Source organism: Variovorax sp. P1_H2, from assembly GCF_056405295.1.
This window is the reverse complement of sequence record NZ_JBFUCJ010000040.1, coordinates 1-19258: the sequence shown is the minus strand read 5'-3', so window position 1 is coordinate 19258 and position 19258 is coordinate 1. Positions and strand designations below refer to the sequence as shown.

Annotated in this window: 19 protein-coding genes; 8 read left to right on the top strand and 11 right to left on the bottom strand. The window is 69.1% G+C overall.

What is annotated here, in order from left to right:
* Nucleotides 1-163 precede the first annotated feature (163 nt).
* A complete protein-coding gene (locus tag AC1D2E_RS15905) occupies nt 164-553 on the bottom strand; it encodes a dihydroneopterin aldolase (protein ID WP_286504645.1) in 390 nt (129 codons plus the stop codon).
* A gap of 115 nt (nt 554-668) precedes the next feature.
* Nucleotides 669-1466, bottom strand: a complete 798-nt coding sequence (locus tag AC1D2E_RS15900) for an SDR family oxidoreductase (RefSeq protein WP_478198271.1) — start codon at nt 1464-1466, stop codon at nt 669-671.
* Nucleotides 1467-1487: 21 nt separating this feature from the next.
* Between AC1D2E_RS15900 and AC1D2E_RS15895 the strand changes: the two genes are divergently transcribed.
* From AC1D2E_RS15895 to AC1D2E_RS15875, 5 genes are all read left to right on the top strand, one after another.
* Complete coding sequence (locus tag AC1D2E_RS15895; protein WP_478198270.1) at nt 1488-2585, top strand: class I SAM-dependent methyltransferase; 1098 nt, start codon at nt 1488-1490, stop codon at nt 2583-2585.
* 38 nt (nt 2586-2623) lie between these two features.
* Nucleotides 2624-3406 (top strand): histidinol-phosphatase, encoded by a 783-nt coding sequence (gene hisN / locus AC1D2E_RS15890; protein ID WP_478198269.1) that lies wholly within the window; start codon nt 2624-2626, stop codon nt 3404-3406.
* A 9-nt stretch (nt 3407-3415) separates the two neighbouring features.
* The gene (locus AC1D2E_RS15885) at nt 3416-3610 is read left to right on the top strand and encodes a DUF2905 domain-containing protein (protein ID WP_478173250.1); all 195 of its coding nucleotides are present in this window, start codon (nt 3416-3418) and stop codon (nt 3608-3610) included.
* Between the two features lie 90 nt (nt 3611-3700).
* Entirely contained in the window at nt 3701-4627 is a 927-nt protein-coding gene (locus tag AC1D2E_RS15880; RefSeq protein ID WP_478198268.1) for an ROK family protein, read from the top strand.
* A gap of 14 nt (nt 4628-4641) precedes the next feature.
* The gene (locus AC1D2E_RS15875; RefSeq protein WP_478198267.1) at nt 4642-5853 is read left to right on the top strand and encodes a serine hydrolase domain-containing protein; all 1212 of its coding nucleotides are present in this window, start codon (nt 4642-4644) and stop codon (nt 5851-5853) included.
* 33 nt (nt 5854-5886) lie between these two features.
* Here the strand turns inward: AC1D2E_RS15875 and AC1D2E_RS15870 are convergent, their stop codons facing one another.
* Nucleotides 5887-6300, bottom strand: a complete 414-nt coding sequence (locus AC1D2E_RS15870) for a PaaI family thioesterase (protein ID WP_478198266.1) — start codon at nt 6298-6300, stop codon at nt 5887-5889.
* Nucleotides 6301-6641: 341 nt separating this feature from the next.
* Here AC1D2E_RS15870 and AC1D2E_RS15865 point away from each other — a divergent pair, with 341 nt between their 5' ends.
* Nucleotides 6642-7619: an ABC transporter substrate-binding protein gene (locus AC1D2E_RS15865; protein WP_478198265.1), complete on the top strand. Its 978-nt coding sequence runs from the start codon at nt 6642-6644 to the stop codon at nt 7617-7619.
* Nucleotides 7620-7692: 73 nt separating this feature from the next.
* Here the strand turns inward: AC1D2E_RS15865 and AC1D2E_RS15860 are convergent, their stop codons facing one another.
* Nucleotides 7693-9162 (bottom strand): aminotransferase-like domain-containing protein, encoded by a 1470-nt coding sequence (locus AC1D2E_RS15860; protein ID WP_478198264.1) that lies wholly within the window; start codon nt 9160-9162, stop codon nt 7693-7695.
* Between the two features lie 179 nt (nt 9163-9341).
* On the opposite strand from AC1D2E_RS15860, the gene AC1D2E_RS15855 reads away from it, so the two are divergent.
* Entirely contained in the window at nt 9342-9671 is a 330-nt protein-coding gene (locus AC1D2E_RS15855) for a hypothetical protein (protein WP_478198263.1), read from the top strand.
* Nucleotides 9672-9683: 12 nt separating this feature from the next.
* Here AC1D2E_RS15855 and otsA read toward each other — a convergent pair whose 3' ends face one another.
* The 7 genes from otsA to AC1D2E_RS15820 all read right to left on the bottom strand — a co-directional run bounded on the left by otsA (nt 9684) and on the right by AC1D2E_RS15820 (nt 18505).
* The gene (gene otsA, locus AC1D2E_RS15850; RefSeq protein WP_478198262.1) at nt 9684-11069 is read right to left on the bottom strand and encodes an alpha,alpha-trehalose-phosphate synthase (UDP-forming); all 1386 of its coding nucleotides are present in this window, start codon (nt 11067-11069) and stop codon (nt 9684-9686) included.
* On the bottom strand, nt 11066-12931 hold the full coding sequence (locus AC1D2E_RS15845) for a glycoside hydrolase family 15 protein (protein ID WP_478198261.1): 1866 nt from the start codon (nt 12929-12931) through the stop codon (nt 11066-11068). Before AC1D2E_RS15845 ends, otsA begins: the two co-directional genes overlap by 4 nt.
* Nucleotides 12928-13695, bottom strand: coding sequence for a trehalose-phosphatase (otsB, locus tag AC1D2E_RS15840; RefSeq protein WP_478198260.1), 768 nt, complete (start codon nt 13693-13695; stop codon nt 12928-12930). Before otsB ends, AC1D2E_RS15845 begins: the two co-directional genes overlap by 4 nt.
* A gap of 55 nt (nt 13696-13750) precedes the next feature.
* Complete coding sequence (locus AC1D2E_RS15835; protein WP_478198259.1) at nt 13751-15022, bottom strand: multifunctional CCA addition/repair protein; 1272 nt, start codon at nt 15020-15022, stop codon at nt 13751-13753.
* Nucleotides 15023-15059: 37 nt separating this feature from the next.
* Nucleotides 15060-15743, bottom strand: coding sequence for a glutathione S-transferase family protein (locus AC1D2E_RS15830; RefSeq protein WP_478198258.1), 684 nt, complete (start codon nt 15741-15743; stop codon nt 15060-15062).
* Nucleotides 15744-15842: 99 nt separating this feature from the next.
* Nucleotides 15843-16475, bottom strand: a complete 633-nt coding sequence (locus tag AC1D2E_RS15825) for a mechanosensitive ion channel domain-containing protein (protein ID WP_478198257.1) — start codon at nt 16473-16475, stop codon at nt 15843-15845.
* 8 nt (nt 16476-16483) lie between these two features.
* Nucleotides 16484-18505: a lytic transglycosylase domain-containing protein gene (locus tag AC1D2E_RS15820; protein ID WP_478198256.1), complete on the bottom strand. Its 2022-nt coding sequence runs from the start codon at nt 18503-18505 to the stop codon at nt 16484-16486.
* A 9-nt stretch (nt 18506-18514) separates the two neighbouring features.
* Here AC1D2E_RS15820 and AC1D2E_RS15815 point away from each other — a divergent pair, with 9 nt between their 5' ends.
* Nucleotides 18515-19132, top strand: coding sequence for a 5-formyltetrahydrofolate cyclo-ligase (locus tag AC1D2E_RS15815; RefSeq protein ID WP_478198255.1), 618 nt, complete (start codon nt 18515-18517; stop codon nt 19130-19132).
* The last annotated feature ends 126 nt before the right edge of the window (nt 19133-19258 follow it).

Below are 19258 nucleotides of genomic sequence, written 5' to 3'. Positions count from 1 at the left end.
CCGGCAACGCCCGGCCGCTGGTGTTGCCCCCGGTAGGGGGCTGAGGGGCCGCGGCTCCAAGCCTGCCTGTGCAGGCTTGGACGGCTCCGAAGAGTCGCTGCCTCTGGCAGCGACTCGAGGCGCCCGGACACGCAGTGCCGGGCAACCTGGGGGCGAGCAACATTCACTTGCTCCTGAAAACTTCGACACCCACCGCATCGCAGTCGGGATACACATCGGGCTTGGCGGTCGACACCCGCGCGGCCTGCACCTTCGGGTGCGCCAGCACCTGCGTCAGGATGTCGTCGCACAGCGTTTCCTGCAAGTGGATGTGGCCCTTGCTCAGGCGCGTGGCGACGGTCCGCCGGATGAAGTCGTAGTCGACCACCTCGTCGAGCTCGTCCGCCTTCGGCGTCGAGACGTCGAGCGGCACGTAGAGGTCGACGTTGATGATCACGCGCTGCTCGGCGCGCTTCTCGAATTCGTGCACGCCGATGTTGATCCAGACCTCGTAGTCGCGCAGGAAGACGCGCCGGCAGGTCAGCAAAAGGGGGTCGAGGGCAGCGGTGGTCATTGGAGTACTTTCGCGCAGCAGCGCTTCAGATTCGCCTTGGGAGCGGCCCGGCGGTTCATTGGGCAACCTTCGCGCAGAAGCGCTGCGGTATTCGCCTTGGGAGCGGCCCGGCGGCTCATGGAGGAGAGGCTTTCAGCAGGTCGTCGACGACGAACATGATGTCGCGCGCCAACGGCACCAGGTGCTGGCCGTTGTCGACGCAAAGGGTGGTTCCGGTCACGCTGGGCGTGCCGGCCAGGAAGACGCAGGCGCGGGCGACATCGGCCGGATCGATGGCGCGGCGCAGCAGGTTGGCCTGGCGCGCCCGGGCGAAGTTGGCTTCGGTCTGCGGCCCGCTCCGGTAGAGGATGCCCGGCGCCACGCCGCAGACCCGCAGCGCGGGYGCCAGCGACTGCGCCTGCAGCGCCACCGCGCGTTCCAGCGCCAGCTTGGACACGGTGTAGGAGAAGTAGTCGGGGTTCAGGTTGTAGACCTTCTGGTCCAAGACGTGGATCGCCGAGCGGTCGATGCCGTCGCCGGGCGTGGCGCGCTGCGCCAGCAGCCGGGCGAAGGACAGCGGCGCGATCAGGTTCACGCCGAGCTGGCGCAGGGCGGCGTCGGCGTCGAAGTCGAGCCCGGTGTCGGGCTCGAAGGCCGAGGCGTTGTTGACGATGCAGGCCAGCGGCCCTTCGGCCGAGGCCTGGTCGACCAGCGCGATGCGGCCCGGCTCGCTGCCGATGTCGGCCTCGATCGCGCTCGCCTCGTGGCCCTCGTCGGCGAGGCGCGCGCACAATGCCAGCGCCTGCGCCCGCGAGGCGCGGTACTGGCACCACACCCGCCAGCCCGCGCGCGCGAAGGCCTCGCAGACCGCGGCGCCCAGTCGCTGGCCGCCGCCGGTCACGAGCACGCCTCGGCGTGGGGTCGATTCAGCCATCCTGATAGATTTCCGTTACTTATGAACCTGGAGCAGGGCGCCGAACGCGCCACCCCGTTGACCAAGATTATCGATGCCACGCTGCAGCGGGCCGGCGGCTGGCTGCCGTTCGACCGCTTCATGGCCCTGGCTTTGTACGCACCGGGACTCGGCTACTACGCGAGCGCGAGCCGCAAGTTCGGCCGGATGCCGGCTTCGGGCAGCGACTTCGTGACCGCGCCCGAACTGACGCCGCTGTTCGGCCGCACCCTGGCGGTGCAGGTGGCCGAGGCGCTCGAAAAGACCGGCACGCGGGAAGTCTGGGAGTTCGGCGCCGGCACCGGTGCGCTGGCCTCGCAGCTCCTGGAGGCGCTCGGCGGGCAGCTCGAGCGCTATCGCATCGTCGATCTCTCCGGCACCCTGCGCGAGCGCCAGCAGCAGACGCTCGCGCAGCACGCGGGAAAAGTCGAATGGCTGGCCGAACTGYCGGCAGAAATGCGCGGCGTGGTGGTTGGCAACGAAGTGCTCGATGCGATGCCGGTGCAGCTGCTGGTGCGCAAGGGCGGCCGATGGCACGAGCGCGGCGTGGTCCGCCGGGGCCAGGGCTTCGTCTGGGACGACCGGCCCACGGCCCTGCGGCCGCCGCTCGAGATCGAGGGTGCGCACGACTACCTGACCGAGATCCATCCGCAGGCCGAGGCCTTCGTCGCGACACTGGCCGACCGCCTGAAGCAGGGCGCCGCCTTCTTCATCGACTACGGCTTCCCCGAGGCCGAGTACTACCATCCGCAGCGCCACATGGGCACCGTGATGTGCCACCGCGGCCACCAGGCGGACGGCGATCCGTTGTCCGACGTCGGCGCCAAGGACATCACGGCCCATGTCAACTTCACCGGCGTGGCGCTGGCGGGACAGGATGCCGGCCTCGAGGTGCTCGGCTACTGCAGCCAGGCCAGGTTCCTGCTCAATGCCGGCATCCTGCCGATGATGGAGGCGGCTTCGCTGGCCGAACGCGCCATGGCGGCGCGGCTGATCCACGAGCACGAGATGGGCGAGTTGTTCAAGGTGGTCGGCTTCGCCGTCGGGGAGCCCTGGCGGGCGATCGGATTCGCCGAAGGCGACCGCAGCCACACCCTCTGACGGCGATCGCATTGCCGGCGCTGGGTTCTAATCCACCCATGAGTTCCACCTTCACACCGGCCGACGACCTGCGCGTCGCCCACGCACTGGCCGATGCGGCGGCCTCGCACTCGCTGCGCCTGTTCCGCACCCCGCTCGACGTCATCTCGAAAGCGGACGAAAGCCCGGTGACCCAGGCCGACCGCGCGGCCGAGACCGCGATGCGCGAGATCCTCGGCGCCGAGCGCGCGGCCGACGGCATCTTCGGCGAGGAGCACGGCCTGGAGCGGGTCGACGCCGAGCGGGTCTGGGTGCTCGACCCGATCGACGGCACGCGCAGCTTCATCACCGGCTCGCCGCTCTGGGGCACGCTGATCGCGCTGCTGCGCGGCGGCAAGGTCGAACTCGGCATGGTCGACATGCCGGTGCTCGGCGAGCGCTGGATCGGGCAGGCCGGCCTGGGTGCGCAGCGCAACGGCCGGGCGGTTCGCGCCAGCCACTGCAGCGCCGTCGCCGAGGCCCGCATCGTGACCACCTCGCCCGACATCTTCGATCCGGCCGACTGGCAGGCCTTCGACCGCCTGAGCCGGCGCTGCGCGATGCGCCGCTTCGGCGGCGACTGCTACGGCTATGCCCAGCTGGCCGGCGGCACCATCGACCTGGTGGTCGAGACCGGCCTGCAGCCCTACGACTACCTCGGCCCGACCGGGCTGATCGAGGCCGCGGGCGGCATCGTCACCGACTGGCAGGGCCAGCCGCTCGGCCTGCAGTCGGACGGCCGCGTGGTCGCCGCCGCCACGCGCGAACTTCACCGGCAGGCGCTGGACCTGCTCGCGGCCTAAACTGCAGCCATGATTCGCTGGCTGATCGTCGTCGTCCTGGCGCTGGTGCTGATGAGCGGGCTCACGGCCTGGCTGCGGCGCTTCGGCTTCGGGCGGCTGCCCGGCGATTTCGAGTTCCGTGCCTTCGGCCGCGACTGGCACTTGCCGATCGCCAGCACGGTGTTGCTGAGCATGATCGCGGCCCTGGTCGCACGATGGATCTGAACAGATGAGCGCAGTGCAGGGCCGCCCCAAGCAAGCTCGCGCCCCCTCGGGGGGCAGCGAGGACACGAAGTGCCGAGCGTGGGGGCACCCATGAGAGCCTGTGTCGATCTCGGTGGCACCAAGGTGGCCGTGAGCCTGTCGGCCGACAGCGCCTCGCCCCTTCTCGGCCGCCGCAGCGAGCCTACCGCCAAGACCGGCGGCAACGACGCCGTCGCGGTGCAGATCATCCGGCTGATCGAGGAAGTCTGCGCGGAGCAGCGCATCGGCGCCGCGAGCGTGGACTGCGTCGGCGTCTCGACCGCCGGCCCCTTCGAACTGCGCGACGGCGTGGTCGAACTCGCGACCCCGAACATCTGCGGCGGCATCGCCGGCCCCGCGCGTGGACTCCCCAACCAGTGGATGACCGCGCTGCTCGAAGCGCCGCTGCGCCAGCGCTTCGGCCGCGTGCGGGTCGAGAACGATGCCGTCGCCGCGCTGGAGGCCGAACGCCGCTGGGGTGCGCTGCAAGGCGTCGACCATTGCGCCTACGTCACCTGGAGCACCGGCGTCGGCGTCGGCCTGTGCGTCGATGGCCGCGTGCTGCACGGCAAGAACGGCAACGCGGGCCATGCGGGCCACAGCTTCGTTTCCGACGACGACAACAGCGCGCTGTGCGGCTGCGGCAACCACGGCGACGTGGAGGCACTCGCAGCGGGCAACGGCATCGCGCGGCGCTTTGGCGAGCCCGCGGCCGACTTGTTCGCGGCCGCCGCGCGCGGCGAACCGCAGGCTTTGGCGACCACCGATGCGCTGTGCCGGATCATGGGGCGCATGCTCTACAACCTGATTGCCACGCTCGATCTGCAGCGCGTCAGCCTGGGTGGAAGCGTGTTCTGGAACAACCGCGACTTTCTGCTGCCGCGCTTGCAAGCGCAGGTCGATGGCAAGCTTGCGGCGTTGACGCGCGGCGCGTTGCTCGTGCCGGCCGGACTCGGCGACAGGGTGGGGGACTATGGGGCGCTGGCGTTGGTCGATTGATTGGGATTCACCGCATGAAGCTTGGCAGGATCGTTCTCGGGGCCTTCGTCGCCGTCGCCATCGCTGCCACAGCAGGCTGGTTCAACCTGGACAAGGAAACGCGCGGGCTGCTCGCCACGCTGCCGACTGACCGCGACGTGCTGTTCTGGAGCCAGCCGCAGCGCGATGCGGCATTCCGGGCGCTCGACCGCCTGCCGGTGCTCGCCAAGGCACGCGTCGTCCCCGCCGGCGGTACGCCGTCGCCGTTGCTTGGGGGCCCGCCGCTGGCGCTGCCGCTGGACGTCGACGCCTACATGGCGCAGCAACGGAGTGCCGCGCTCGTGATCCTGCACGATGGCAAGCTGCGCCTGGAGCGCTATGGCCTGGGCTTCGACCGCGACGGGCGCTGGACCAGCTTCTCCGTGGCGAAGTCCATCACGTCCACGCTGCTCGGCGCCGCCGTCCGTGACGGCCACATCCGCAGCCTCGACGACAAGGTCAGCGACTACATCCACGAGATGAAAGGCTCGGCCTATGACGACGTCAGCATCCGCCAATTGCTGACCATGACCTCCGGCGTGCGCTGGAACGAGGACTACGCCGATCCGAATTCGGACGTGGCACGCTTCAACAACCACAAGCCCGAAGAAGGCGTCGATGCGCTGGTGAGCTACCTTCGCAAGCTGCCGCGTGCAGCGCCGCCCGGCACCCGCTGGAACTACAGCACCGGCGAAACCAATCTGGTGGGCGTGCTGGTGGTGCGGGCCACGGGCAAGCCACTGGCGAGCTACCTGTCGGAAAAGATCTGGGTGCCGGCCGGCATGGAGCAGCAGGCCACGTGGGTCCTGAGCCGTACCGGCCAGGAGATCAGCGGCTGCTGCATCCAGGCGGCTACGCGCGACTTCGCGCGCTTCGGGCAGTTCATCCTCGGCGGTGCGCGCGTTGGTGGGCAACCGATCGTGCCGGACGGCTGGCTGGCCCAGGCCACCGCACGGCAGGCGGACATCGGGCGACCGGGCCGCGGCTACGGCTTCCAGTGGTGGACTTACGACGACGGCAGCTTCGCCGCGCGCGGCATCTTCGGCCAAGGCATCTTCATCGATCCGAGGCGCGGGCTGGTGATCGCCTCCAACGGCGACTGGGCCGGCGGGGCCACGGCCCGTGCCGAGATGACGGCGCGGGAGGACTTCTACAAGGCGGTGCAGAAGGCTGTCGACGACGAGGCGGTGGGGAAGCCGGGCGGCTGATCGCGCGGCCGGCGTTGTTCGCTACCCTGCGCTCTAGAGATCGGCCAGTATGCCGGTCGATGTGGCTTCGGCCGCCAACTTGCCTGCGGGGTTGTAAAGCGAAGCCTCGAGAAAGGTGACCCGCTTGCCGCGTCTGATCACTCGTCCCTCGACCCAACCCTCGCCGGGGCTGACCTTTTCGTAGAAGCTGACCTTGATCTCCAGGCTGAAGACGGTTTGCGCATGCCCGGTATCGTGAATCACGGCATGCGCCATCGCCGCATCGAGCCAGGCGGTGATGAATCCGCCTTGAGCGATCGTTCCGTTCGTGTGGCAATACTCGGGCCGAACCGTGAATGCCGCCTTCAGGGCCTTGCGTTCGGGATTCCATTCGGTCACGTGGAAATTGCCCATCGATTCGCTCAGTGCCTTGCCTGAGCGGATCCGTGCGTCCAAGTCGTCGTTCATTGATCGCGATTGTTGATGGAGGTGCAGCATTGTGGTCCCAGGCGCCGATGGGCAATGCTTGGGCTGGCATGCAGGGGCGGGAACTACCGGCTTGCGGTTGCTGTCCTTCCCGGGCGCTCGGTTAACTCACGCTGCAAGGCCGATTCCGGTTACTTTCCGCCGCGCCCGCAGCCACCCCCGCGCCGACCCCGACCTCCGCCCAAGCATGGCAAGTCGGCCAACCGCTGACATTCGGCGGCGTCGGGCAATATTCTGAAAGCAGTCACCCGTCTGCGGGCGTGTAGCCTCGGCGGCAGGCGTGGTATGTTCCCACGTTCTATCGTCAACGAGGCTCTTCAGTGATGGACCGGCGGACGTTCATCGGTGGTGTTGCGGGTGCTCTCGTCGCCGCGCCGCTTGCCGCGCGCGCGCAACAAGGGGGGAAGATCTATCGCATTGGGATTCTGGAGCCGATCCCCGCCTCCCAGAACGCCGCCAATCTCGATGCCCTGCGTAACGGGCTGCGGGAACTCGGCTATGTGGAAGGCCGCAACCTGATCATTGAGTATCGATCGGCAGAAGGTCGTGCCGAGCGGTTCCCGGACCTCGCATCCGAACTGGTACGTCTGAAGGTCGATCTGATCTTGACCAGGGGGACCCCTGCCGCAATCGCGGCCAAGAACGCGACGGGAACAATTCCATTGCTCATGGCGACGATGGGCGACCCGCGTGCCATCGTGACAAGCTATGCCCGCCCCGGTGGCAATATTACGGGTGTGACGACCTTCAGCACCGAGTTGACGGCGAAACGGATTGAACTCATCAAAGAGCTGGTTCCGAATCTCTCGTGCGTTGCGTTGCTTCACAACATGGGCAATCCGGCTGCTCCACCCGAATGGGAAGAGACAAAGTCGGCGGCCCGCGCGCTAGGTCTGCGCGCCGAGCTTCTTGACGTGCGGAGCCAAGGCGACCTAAGCCGCGCATTCGAGCTGGCAGTCCGACAGCATGTCGACGCGCTTGTCATCGGGGCAGACGGTCTTACCCAGATGCACCAGCAAACGATCCTCGACCTGGTGGCACGCAATTCCCTGCCTGCCGCCTGGCCCGCCCGCGAGTTCGTCGAAGCCGGGGGATTGGTAGCCTACGCGGTGAACTATCCCGACCTCTATTTCCGGTTCGCCAGCTTCGTCGACAAGATCTTCAAGGGCGGGAACCCCGGTGAGCTTCCTGTGGAACAGCCGACCAAGTTCGAGCTGGTGATCAATCTCAAGACTGCGAAGGCACTCGGAATTGCCGTCCCGAAGTCGCTGCTATTTCGTGCTGATGCGTTGATCCAGTGAATCGAAGAAACGCATCGCCATCCCCACGTTTCGGCTTCGGCACCTGGTTCGGCGTGCCCGCGAATGTGCCGGGTCAGGCCGCTATCCGCGTCATCGTGCCTGGCCCCACCGCGCATTCGCCGACGATCTCGCCCAGCCGGCGCAACCCCGCTTCGATCGCGTCGTCGTAGGGCCAGCCGCAATTGATGCGCAGGTAGTGGTCGAAGCGCGACGAGTTCGAGAACAGCGTGCCCGGCGCCACCAGGATGCGCTCGCGCAGCGCGGCGTCGAAGACCGTCGTCGATGGCAAGCGATCGGGCAGTTCCACCCACACTTGCAATCCGCCGGGCGGGTAGTTCAGCCGCGTGCCGGCGGGAAAGTGCGCGGCGATCGCGTCGGCGGTCTGCTCGCGCTGCAGCCGGAGCCGTTCTCGCAGGCGGCGCAGGTGGCGCTCGTAGGCGCCGGTGTTCATGTAGTCGCCGGCCGCCCATTGCGAGAGTTCCTCGTTGCTGCGCGTCTGCGTGTACTTGAGCATCTCGACACGGCTGTGCCAGCGGCCGGCCGAGATCCAGCCGAGCCGCATGCCCGGTGCGAGGATCTTGTGCAGCGAGGCGCAATGGATCACGTTGCCCGTGCGGTCCCATGACTTGATCGCGCGCGGCGGCGTGTCGGCGTCCAGCAGTTCGCTGTAGGTGTCGTCCTCGATCAGCGCGACGCCGTGGCGCTCGCACAGCGCCACCAGCCGCTCCTTGTGCGCGTCGGGCATCACGCTGCCGAGCGGATTCTGCAGATGCGGCACGGCCACCACGGCCTTGATGTGGCCGTAGGCATCGAGCGCCATCTCCAGCGCCTCGATCGACAGGCCGGTCTGCGGGCTGGTCGGAATCTCGAGCGCCCGCATGCCGAGGCTTTCGAGCACTTGCAGCAGCCCGTAGAAGGTCGGCGACTCGACCGCCACCGTGTCGCCGGGCTGGGCGACCGCGCGCAGCGCGAGGTTGAGCGCCTCGATGCAGCCGTTGGTGGTCAGCACTTCATCGGGCGACAGGGTCATGCCCACGCGCAGGCCGCGCCGGGCGGCGGCTTCGCGCAATGGCGTGCGGCTGCGCGAGGGCGCGGCCGTGGTGAGCAGCGCGGGCCGCTGCCGCAGCAGGCGGATCATGATCGCCCGCAGCGCCTGCCCTGGGTAGAGCTCAGGCGCCCCGCGCGCGGTCGAGAAGTCGATCCGCACCTCGCCCTGCCGCCGCCGCGCGACGAAATCCGACACCTTTGAATGGATGCCGACGTACTGTGCCGGATCGGGCGCCACGCCGGTCGCGGGCTCGTCCATGGTGGCGATCGTGAGCCGGCGCGGGCGCTTGACGAAATAGCCCGACCGGTCGCGCGCTTCGACCCAGCCTTCGGCTTCCATCGTGCGGCACAGCTGCAGCGCGGTCGACAGGCTGGTGCCGTGCAGGCGCATCAGGCTGCGCAGCGAGGGCAGCTTGTCGCCCGGCTTCAGCGAGCCGGCGCGGATCGCGTCCAGGTAGTGGCCGGCCAGTTGGCGATAGAGCGGTGGCGGTTCCATGCGGTCGATGCTGGCGCAGGCGGGTCGGTGAAAACAGGTGCAGATTGGCGAGAAATGGACCATAACAGATGCGTTCCCGATCGCGCTGTTGCGCCTTGAAAGCCGTTTTCTGTGCCTGTTTTTGAGGCAGCCTGCTGCCTACGATGAAGCCATTGCAACTCTTCGACAGGGCACCTGCGATGACCACCGAGCTTCCCGAATCCACCCGCCTGCAGCCCGGCCAGACGCTGCGCATGGCCGTCGATGCCGGCTTCGTGCTGAGGGTCGCGCAAGGCTGCGTCGACCTGGCCGCGCCGCCGTCCTGGCTGGGTGAAACCGTCTTCCGCGCCGAGACGCGGCTCGAAGAAGGCGAAATCCATGTCTTCGAGCGCGGCGGCTGGATCGAGGTGACGGCGCTGTCGCCCGCCCGGGTGGGGGCCGTCGCGATGCCCGCGGCCAGAAGGCCGGAGGCCGCCTCGGGCGTGGCGCGGCTGGTGCAGTTGTTGACCGGCGCCGCGGCCTGGCGCTGAACCGGCCCGTGGCTAGCGTTCGCTCGCCGCTTCGCGCAGCGCGAGCAGGAAGCCCTGGCGCCACCAGTGCACGTCCTGCTCGCGGATGCGCGCCAGCAGCTTCTGGTGCCGCTCGCGGCGCTCCTCGAGCGGCATCTGCAGCGCCTGCTGCACGGTCTCGGCGGTGCCGTGGGTGTCGTAGGGGTTCACCAGCAGCGCTTCCTTGAGCTGCTCCGCGGCACCGGCGAAGCGCGACAGCACCAGCACGCCCGGGTCGGCCGGGTCCTGCGCCGCGATGTACTCCTTGGCCACCAGGTTCATGCCGTCGCGCAGCGGCGTCACCAGGCCGACCGCGGCGGCCCGGCACAGGCCGGGCACGCGCTTGCGGGCCACCATGCGGTGGATGTAGCGCACCGGCATCCAGTCGAGCTCGCCGTAGTCGCCGTTGATCGCACCGCACAGCGACTCGAGCTCGCGCCGGATGTCGGCGTAGGCATCGACCGTCTCGCGCGTCGGCGAGGCGATCTGGATCAAGGTGGCGCTGCGGCGGTTCTCGGGGTAGTTGGCCAGCAGCTCGCGGAACGAGCGCACGCGCTGCGGGATGCCCTTCGAATAGTCGAGCCGGTCGATTCCCAGCAGGAGGCGCCGGCTCGAGTATTCGCGCTTCATGGTCTCGTACATGTCGCGCGATTCCTTGGCGTGCGTGAGGGCCGCGAACTCGTCGACGTCGATGCCGATCGGGAATGCGTTGCAGCGCACCTTCTGCCCATAGGCGCGGTACATGTGGTTCTCGAGGATCTCGCCGTGGGCTTCGTTCTTCACATAGTGCTCGAAGTGCTGCACGTCCTGCTCGGCCTGGAAGCCGATCAGGTCGTAGGCGAACAGCGAGCGCATCAGCCACTCGTGCTGCGGGATCGCGGCGATGATGATCTGCGGCGGCAGCGGGATGTGCAGGAAGAAGCCGATGCGCTGCCTGCAGCCCATCGCGCGCAGCTCGGCCGCCAGCGGGATCAGGTGGTAGTCGTGCACCCAGATGATGTCGTCGCTCTTCAAGAGCGGAAGCAGCTTGCGCGCGAACAGCTGATTCACGCGCCGGTAGCCGCCGATGAAGCCGGCGTCGAAGTGCGCCAGGTCGAGCCGGTTGTGGAACACCGGCCACAGCACGTCGTTGCTGTAGCCCTGGTAGTAGCTGTCGTGGTCCTCGCGGCTCAGGTCGATGGTGGCCAGCGTCACCTTGCCGGCCTGCTGCCGATGCAGATCGCCTTCGCCGGTCGGGCCCTTCTCGACGATCGCGCCGCTCCAGCCGAACCACAGCCCGCCGCTTTGGTGCAGGCTCTCGCCGAGGGCGACAGCGAGCCCCCCGGCCGCCGGCTTGCGCGGGTCGGCGACGCGGTTGGAGACCACGACGAGTCGACTCATATGCAGGAGTCCCAAGGCGCGGACAGCCGCACCGCCGCATTGATGATCCCGACCATCGAGTAGGTCTGCGGGAAGTTGCCCCACATCTCGCCGGTCAGCGGGTGGGTGTCCTCGGACAACAGCCCGAGCGGATTGCGCGCCGCCAGCATGGTCTCGAAGATCTGCCGCGCCTCGGCCTTGCGGCCGATCTTGGCCAGCGCGTCGATGCGCCAGAAGGTGCAGATGTTGAAGGCGGTCTCGGGCTTGCCGAAGTCGTCGGCGGCCTCGTAGCGGCGCATGTAGGGACCGTCGCAGAGCGACTTCTCCATCGCTTCGACGGTCGAGATGAAGCGCGGGTCGCGGGCGTCGATGAGTCCGACCTCGACCATCAGCAGCACGCTGGCGTCGAGTTCGTGGCCGCCGAAGCTCTCGGCGAAGGCCTGGCGCTCCTCGCACCACGACCGGGTCAGGATCTCCTCGCGCATCCGCGACGAATGCCCGTGCCAGTAGGCCGCGCGCTCGGGCAGGCCCAGCGTGCGCGCGATCTTCGCCAGCCGGTCGCAGGCGGCCCAGCTCATCAGCGCCGAGCTCGTGTGCACGCGGGCCCGCGTGCGCAGCTCCCACATGCCCGCGTCGGGCGTCCCGTAGACGCGTATCGCCTGCTCGCCGACCGCCTCCAGGTACGGAAATTCGTTGACGCCGGCCCGGCTCAGCAGCCGGTGGTCGTGGAAGGACTGCGCCGCGCCCAACACGATGTTGCCGTAGACGTCGTGCTGGAAATGCTCCTGCGCCTGGTTGCCGACCCGCACCGGCCCCATGCCGCGATAGCCCGGCAGGCCTTCGACGAAGGATTCCGGCAACTCGCGCTCGAGCCCGATGCCGTAGAGCGGCTGGATGTGCTCGCCGTGCGAGCCGATCACCACGTTGGACAGCCAGCGCAGGTAGTCTTCCATCGTGCCGACTTCCGACAGGCTGTTGAGCGCGCGCACCACGAAGAACGCGTCGCGCAGCCAGCAGTAGCGGTAGTCCCAGTTGCGCTGGCTTCCCGGCGCCTCGGGGATGCTGGTGGTCATCGCCGCGACGATCGCCCCGGTGTCCTCGTAGAGCGAGAGCTTGAGCGTGATCGCGGCCCGGATCACCGCTTCCTGGAACTCGAAGGGGATCGCCAGCCGCTTGCTCCAGGTGCGCCAGTAGGCGATGGTCTCCTGCTCGAAGTGGCGTGCGGTGTCGACGATGCCGTCGGTCAGCGTTTCGTCGGCGCCGAGCACGAAGTTGTATTCGCGCGAGAGCACGAAAGGCTGGTGCGAAAGGATGTGCGAGACCGAGGCATCGGTGGTCAGCCGGAGCGTGAAGTCGGGGCCGACATAGCGGATGTGGTTGCTGCCGCGCGTGATCGTCGGCGCCGTCGCGCCCCACTGGAAGCGCGGCGCCAGGGAGACGCGGATCCGCGGCGTGCCCTGGATCGGCTTGACCCGGCGCACCATCGTGAGCGGCCGGAAATAGCGCGAGCGGCTGTGGAAGCGCGGCGCCAGGTCGGTGATCTCGATGCCCTGGCCGGCGCTGTCGAAGAGCCGGGTGCGCAGCACCGCGGTGTTCGGCTCGTACCACTGCTTCGAGGACGCGAAGTCCTCGATCTCGATGGCCCATGCGCTGGCGTCCGCACCCGGATCGAGCAGGGCGTTGAAGACCGGGTCGCCGTCGAAGCGCGGCAGGCAGCACCAGACCACCCGGCCGCGGGCGTCGACCAGCGCGCTGTAGGCGCAATTGCCGATCACGCCGACATCGAGCGAGGCCGGCGCCGGCGGCGCGAAGCCGCCGTGCGGGATCGCAGTCGAAACGCCGGTGTGATTTTTGGCGGCGGCCTCAGCGTGGGCGGGGGTCATTCCTCGGTCCTCCTCGGGGTGTCTGTCTTGTCGGGCGATGCCAGCAGGTCCCGTGCCACGATCAGCCATTCGAACATCGCGCGTGGCGAATCGAGCCGGTGCAGCGCCTGGCTGGGGCCCGAGCCCACCTTGATCGCGATGCCGCCGATCGGCTGCACCACGGCAAAGCCGTTCTCGTCGGTGGTGTCGTCGCCGGCGAACACCGGCGTCCGCCCGGCGAACGGTGCCTCCTGCATGAAGGCGGCGATCGCGATGCCCTTGTGGATGCCCGCGGGCTTGACTTCGAACACGAACTTGCCGTGCATCAGTTCGAACTGCGGCTGGTCGAAGATGATGCGCGCCAGGGCGTCGCGGCAGACCGCTTCGAGCTGTGGTGCGAGCCGGTAGTGGAGCGCGATGGCGGCGTGCTTGCGTTCCACCAGCAGACCCTCGTGCACCCGGGCGAGTTCGTTGGCGGCAGCTAGAACCCGCGTGAGATCGGGGGCGCGTTGCTCCTGCATCCGGCCGTCGGCATCGCGGCGCTGCACGCCGTGCTCGCCCGCGGCCGGCAGGCGCAGGGGCGCAAGAAAGCGATCGAGCACGTCGATCTGGCGGCCGGAGACCACCGCCAGCGCGCCGCCGAGCAGGCCATGGAGGTCGCCGAGCAAGCCCACCAGGGCCGCAGGCACGCGGATCGCCTCGGGTGTCTCGGCGAGGTCCACCAGGGTGCCGTCGAAATCGAGGAAGAGGGCCGCGTCGGGGCGGAGTCGGGGGGGCGTCTGCATGGAGGCAAAACCATAGCAGACTCGCGCTCCCGGGCGCGTCGGCCAAGTTCGCCAATCAGGAAGCAGGGGCGGGCAGGGCCGCCGCGACCGCCGCGACCCGCGCGCGGGCGATCGCCTCGCCGATCTTCGGCCCGGTGGCGCCGGCCGCCTGGGCGTCGCGCGCGATCGGCTCGGTCGCCACCGCACRCGCCGCCGCCAGGGCCGCGAGCAGGCGGGGGCGCTGCGGATACGGTGCTTCGTCCAGGCCCAGACGCCCGCGCGCATCGCACTCGCAGGCCAGCAGCACGTCCTCGAAGCGCTCGGGCTTGCGGAAGGCGTCGCAGCGCTCGAGCAGCCGGACCGTCGCCGCGGCGCCGAGATCGCCGCTGCGGTGGATGTTGCCGTGCTCGCGCGCCACCACGTCGGCCAGTTCGCGCACCTCGACCGGCACCCGCCAGCGCTCGCACAGCGCGCGCAGCAGCGTCGCGCTGCGCTGTTCGTGGCCGATGTGGCGCGGCAGCGCGTCGGCCGGCGTGCTGCCCTTGCCGAGGTCGTGCACCAGGCAGGCGAAGCGGACGCCCAGCGGCGCCGCGAGCCTGGCCGCCATGTCGAGCACCATCATCAGGTGCACGCCGGTGTCGACCTCGGGATGGTGGGCTTCGGGCTGCGGCACCCCCCACAGGCGATCGACCTCGGGCAGCAGCACCGCCAGTGCGCCGCAGGCACGCAGCAGCTCGAACATGCGCGAGGGCCGCGCTTCCATCAAGCCGCGCGCGAGTTCCTGCCAGACCCGCTCGGGCACCAGCGCATCGACCTCGCCAGCCTCGACCATCTCGCACATCAGGGCCATGGTTTCCGGTGCCACCTGGAAATCGGCGAGGCGGGCCGCGAAGCGCGCGACGCGCAGGATGCGCACGGGGTCCTCGCGGAAAGCGTCGGTCACGTGCCGCAACTGCTTTTGCCGCAGGTCGCGCTGGCCATGGAAGGGGTCGATCAGATCGGCCGGATCGAGGTCGAGCCGGTCGGCGGCGGCGATGCGCTCGGCCGGCAGCGCGATGGCGTTGATCGTCAGGTCGCGCCGTGCCAGGTCCTGCTCGAGCGTGACGTCGGGCGCGGCGTGGACGACGAAGCCGCGGTAGCCGGGCGCGCTCTTGCGCTCGGTGCGGGCCAGCGCGTATTCCTCGCGTGTCTCGGGATGCAGGAAGACCGGGAAGTCGCGCCCCACGGGCAGGTAGCCGCGCGCCGCCATCTGCTCGGGCGTGGCGCCGACCACCACCCAGTCGTGGTCGCTGCCGGTGCGGCCGAGCAAGGTGTCGCGGATCGCGCCGCCGACGAGATAGGTTTGCATGCGCCGAGTCTAGGCGCAGAGGCCGCGGCGCAGGCGCTCAGCGCCCGCTGCGGTACGGCTCTTCGAACGGCAGGAAGTCCTTCTCGGCCAGCGCCTCGTCGATCCAGGCCTTGACGCCGGGCAGCGACTGCACGCGGTCGATGTAGGCCGTGATGGCGGGCGGCACCGGCAGCCCGTAGGTCTTGATGCGCGTGCCGATCGGCGCGAAGTACGCGTCCGCGATGGTGAAATCGCCGAACAGCATCGGCCCGCCGTGCTGCGCCAGCAGTTCGCCCCACATCTGGACGATGCGTTCGAGATCGGATTTCACGTCCGGCTGCTCGCGCAGCAGCCGGGCGCCGACTTCGGGCAACGAAGCCTCGATGTTCATGCCGCAATGGCCGCGCAGCCCACTGAAGCCCGAGTGCATCTCGGCGCAGATGCTGCGCGCGCGGGCGCGATCGGCCGCTGCCTCGGGCCACAGTTTCTTGTCGGGATGGGTCTCGGCCAGGTACTCGGCAATGGCCAGGGTGTCCCAGACCACCAGGCCGCCGTCGACCAGCACCGGCACCTTGGCGACCGGATTGAGGGCAGCGATGGCGTTCTTGAACTGCGAGCCGGCATCGAAGGAGTCGAAGCGCATCCTCACTTCCTCGAAGGGGATGCCGGCCTGCTTCATCAGCACCCAGGGCCGCATCGACCAGGACGAGTAGTTCTTGTTGCCGATGTAGAGCTGGGTCATGGCGGTCCTCCGGAGAGATGCAAAGCCTTCGATGCTAGCGGCGTCGCGCGCCGCGATTGATGCCATCGCGAACCGGAATTGATGCGCGGTTCGCGTCGCTCAGCCGGCCGGGAGGTCGGGAGCGCGCGGCGGCGCCAGGTCGACCGTCGGCGGCAGCACGGGGGCGCCCCCGTGCCAGCGGCGCACGGCGCGCTGGAAGAACATGCTGTTGGGGATCTTCAGCGTCGTGCCCTGCTGCGCGCTGCCGCTTTCCTCCAGCGTGGTGAAGACCAGGTTGATGTCCAGCACGCGGCCCTTGAGGCCCGGCTTCTCGCCGTTCTCCAGCACTTCCACCGTGTCGCCGGGCCAGAACATGCGCGTGGTGAAGATCAGCAGCGCGCAGAAGATGTTCGACAGCACGCTCCAGGCGGCGAAGAAGGCCACCGCGCCGACGGCGGCGAAGCTCGTGAAGGCGGTCCACAGCACGGTGCCCGAGACGCCCAGCCGCTCCAGGCCCCACAGCAGGGCGCCGCCATAGATCAGGAAGGCGGCCGTGCGGCGCGTGATCAGGGCCACGTTGCCGGGCAGTGCGTAGCCCGTGGTCACCCGCAGGATCAGCCGGCGCGCGAGCCTGTATGTCAGCCAGGCGGCCAGCAGGATCAGCGCCACCTGTGCCACGGGGATGATGATTTCCAGCCATTCGACGGCCCAGCCGGGCAGCTGGGCACGCAGGCTCTGCAGGGTTCGGTTCACTCCCTTCCTCAGGGCAGGTCTTTGTTGGGCTCGGGCTCGCTGGCGTTGCGCGGGCCCACGCTGCCCAGGCGTGACTTCAGCGACTGCGGCTGGCCGCTGATCACCGCGGCGTAGTTGGTGGTGTTCGCGAGCACCTTCTTGACGTAGTCGCGGGTCTCGTTGAAAGGCACGTTCTCGGCCCAGATCGCGGCCTCCATGATCGGGCCGTTGCGCCAGTTGCGCGGCCGGCCCGGGCCGGCGTTGTAGGCCGCCGCAGCCAGGGCYATCGAGCCGTCGAAATCGTCGAGCGCGAGCTTGAGGTAGTTGGTGCCGATCGTGATGTTGGTCTCGCGCTCGTTGAGCTGGCCCGGCGTGAAGTCGCCCAGGCCGATCTTCTTGGCGGTCCAGCGCGCGGTGGCCGGCATCACCTGCATCAGGCCGGAGGCGCCGACGCCCGAGCGGGCGTCCATGATGAAGCGGCTTTCCTGGCGGATCAGGCCGTAGACGTAGGCCGGGTCGAGGCCGATCTCCTGGCTCTTGCGCAGCACCGTGTCGTGGAAGGGCATCGGGAAGCGCTGCTCGACGTCGATCACGCCCTTGGTGCGTTCGCTGGTGTTGATGCAGCGGTCCCAGACCTCGCGCTGGCAGGCCATGTCGGCGGCGGCCAGCAGCTCACGGTCGCCCATGCCGCCCTTGTCGTGCAGGTTGGTGGCGTAGTTCCACTCGCGCGTGCCCTCGGGGCGCAGCCCGATCATGATCGCGTACAGCGCGCGGTTGAGCGCGGGGTTGCTGCGCGCGGCGGCCTTTTCCTCCGGCGTGAGCGGGTCCGGCCTGGTCGGCACGGCGGCGCGCTGGCCCAGTTCCTCCAGCGCCAGCAGCTCGTAGAAGCCGCGGGTCCCGGCGATGCTCTCGAACAGGATGCGGGCCTGGTCGCGGCGCGCGTCGCCGCCGCCGGCGAGCAGGGCGCGGGCCTTCCAGTAGACCCAGGTCGGGTCTTGCTGCTGGGCCTCGCTCATGGCGTCGATGGCGGCCTGCACGTCTTTCCAGCTGCGGGTGCGCAGCGCCGCGCGGGCCTTCCAGGCCAGCATGTCGTCCGTCAGGTCGCCGAGCTTGGTGACGTTGGCGAAATAGCCGTTGGCCAGCGGCGAGAGCTTGGTGGCGAACTGGCGGCCGATGGCGCCCCAGAGCCAGTTGCGCTCCTCGTTCGACAGGGTGGTGTCCCATTTGGCCTCGAGCTGGTATGCGGCCACGGCCGGGTCGGCCACTGTCATCTTGATCAGGGCCAGCACCACCAGCTCGCGGCGCGACTTGGCGACCGCGGTGGCGCGGCCGGCCAGGAACTTGGCCGGGTTGGCGTTCATTTCGTCGAACAGCCCGATGGCATCCGGCGCCACCAGCGTCACGGCGGCGCGGGCCGCCTGTGGACGGTTGGCCTCGATCGCCAGCCGCGCCTTCTTCCAGGCGTCGTTGGGCGACATCAGGCGGGCGCCGATCATTCGGTCGGCGGCGGTCAGGCAGCCATCGTCGAGTTCGCGCTGGGCGAACCAGTTGCGCCGCACCTCGTCGGCCTGGGCCTGGGTCGCGCTGGCCGAGCGCAGCGTCTCGACCAGGATCGCGTAGCAGCGCACCTGCGCATCGTCGTTCATGCGGAAGTCGGGGTGCAGCGCGCCGAAGCTGTCCCAGTCGCGGCGCTGGCCGGCCAGCAGCAGCCAGTCGTTGCGCATCCGGTCTTCCTGGTAGGTGCCGGCATAGCGGGCCAGGAAATCCTGCACTTCCTGGGTGCTGGCCTCCCCGAGGCGGGCCTTCAGTTCCCAGTAGGCGGCCCAGGGTTCGAGCGCATGGCCGAGCGCCTGCGGCAGCAGCCCGGTCAGCCGGGCCTTGTCGCCGCGCTGGGCAGCCTGCTTCATCTGCAGCAGGACATCGTCGCCGCCGATTTGCGCGCGGGCCGGCTGGAGTGCCGCGGCGGCGGCCAGGACGAGCGAAAAAGCGAGGGTGGAAAAAGAGGCGCGGGGGAGGCGCCGCGCGGATGCCAAAATGCTTGCGAACTGCATCGGGGGATTATGGACAAGTCAAAGGGTGCCGACACCTCGGGAACGGCCACTTTTCTCAAGGGACAACTGCGCGCGGCGCTGATCGAGCAGCGCCTCGCCATGCCCGACCGCCTTGCGCGCGCCGACTTGCTGCAGCGCGTGATGCGGATCTGGCTGGTGGGGCGGCCGGACACCGTGATCGGTGCCTACTGGCCGATCAAGGGCGAATTCGACCCGCTGCCGGCGCTGCACCGCTGGAAAGAGGATGGCGAGCTGCTCGACGAGCCGCAGCGCCGCCGCATCGGGCTGCCGGTGGTCGACCGGGTCCACAAGACGCTGACCTTCCACGCCTGGTATCCGGGTTGCCCGACGGAGAACGACGCCTTCGACATCCCGAAGCCCAAGGACACCGAACTGATCGTGCCGACGCTGCTGTTCGTGCCCTGCCTGGGCTACAGCGCCGGCGGCTATCGGCTGGGCTACGGCGGCGGTTTCTACGACCGCACGCTGGCGGCGCTGGAGCCCCGGCCGTTCACGGTCGGGCTGGGCTTCGCGAACGGCTTCATCGACGATTTCGAGCCGGAGGCGCACGACCTGCCGCTCGACGCCATCCTGAACGACAACGGCGTGGTCTGGCCGATAGGGTGAGCTCGCCCCCAGGTTGCCCGGCACTTCGTGTCCGGGCGCCTCGAGTCGCCGCCAGAGGCAGCGGCCCTTCGGAGCCGTCCAAGCCTGCGCAGGCAGGCTTGGAGCCACGGCTCCTCAGCCCCCTGC

Bases quoted from the DNA above. Each gene is read 5' to 3' on its own strand.
- AC1D2E_RS15905 (WP_286504645.1), bottom strand. From the start codon at position 553: ATGACCACCGCTGCCCTCGACCCCCTTTTGCTGACCTGCCGGCGCGTC.
- hisN (WP_478198269.1), top strand. From the start codon at position 2,624: ATGAGTTCCACCTTCACACCGGCCGACGACCTGCGCGTCGCCCACGCA.
- AC1D2E_RS15885 (WP_478173250.1), top strand. From the start codon at position 3,416: ATGATTCGCTGGCTGATCGTCGTCGTCCTGGCGCTGGTGCTGATGAGC.
- AC1D2E_RS15880 (WP_478198268.1), top strand. From the start codon at position 3,701: ATGAGAGCCTGTGTCGATCTCGGTGGCACCAAGGTGGCCGTGAGCCTG.
- AC1D2E_RS15875 (WP_478198267.1), top strand. From the start codon at position 4,642: ATGAAGCTTGGCAGGATCGTTCTCGGGGCCTTCGTCGCCGTCGCCATC.
- AC1D2E_RS15870 (WP_478198266.1), bottom strand. From the start codon at position 6,300: ATGAACGACGACTTGGACGCACGGATCCGCTCAGGCAAGGCACTGAGC.
- AC1D2E_RS15865 (WP_478198265.1), top strand. From the start codon at position 6,642: ATGGACCGGCGGACGTTCATCGGTGGTGTTGCGGGTGCTCTCGTCGCC.
- AC1D2E_RS15860 (WP_478198264.1), bottom strand. From the start codon at position 9,162: ATGGAACCGCCACCGCTCTATCGCCAACTGGCCGGCCACTACCTGGAC.
- AC1D2E_RS15855 (WP_478198263.1), top strand. From the start codon at position 9,342: ATGACCACCGAGCTTCCCGAATCCACCCGCCTGCAGCCCGGCCAGACG.
- otsA (WP_478198262.1), bottom strand. From the start codon at position 11,069: ATGAGTCGACTCGTCGTGGTCTCCAACCGCGTCGCCGACCCGCGCAAG.
- AC1D2E_RS15845 (WP_478198261.1), bottom strand. From the start codon at position 12,931: ATGACCCCCGCCCACGCTGAGGCCGCCGCCAAAAATCACACCGGCGTT.
- otsB (WP_478198260.1), bottom strand. From the start codon at position 13,695: ATGCAGACGCCCCCCCGACTCCGCCCCGACGCGGCCCTCTTCCTCGAT.
- AC1D2E_RS15830 (WP_478198258.1), bottom strand. From the start codon at position 15,743: ATGACCCAGCTCTACATCGGCAACAAGAACTACTCGTCCTGGTCGATG.
- AC1D2E_RS15815 (WP_478198255.1), top strand. From the start codon at position 18,515: ATGGACAAGTCAAAGGGTGCCGACACCTCGGGAACGGCCACTTTTCTC.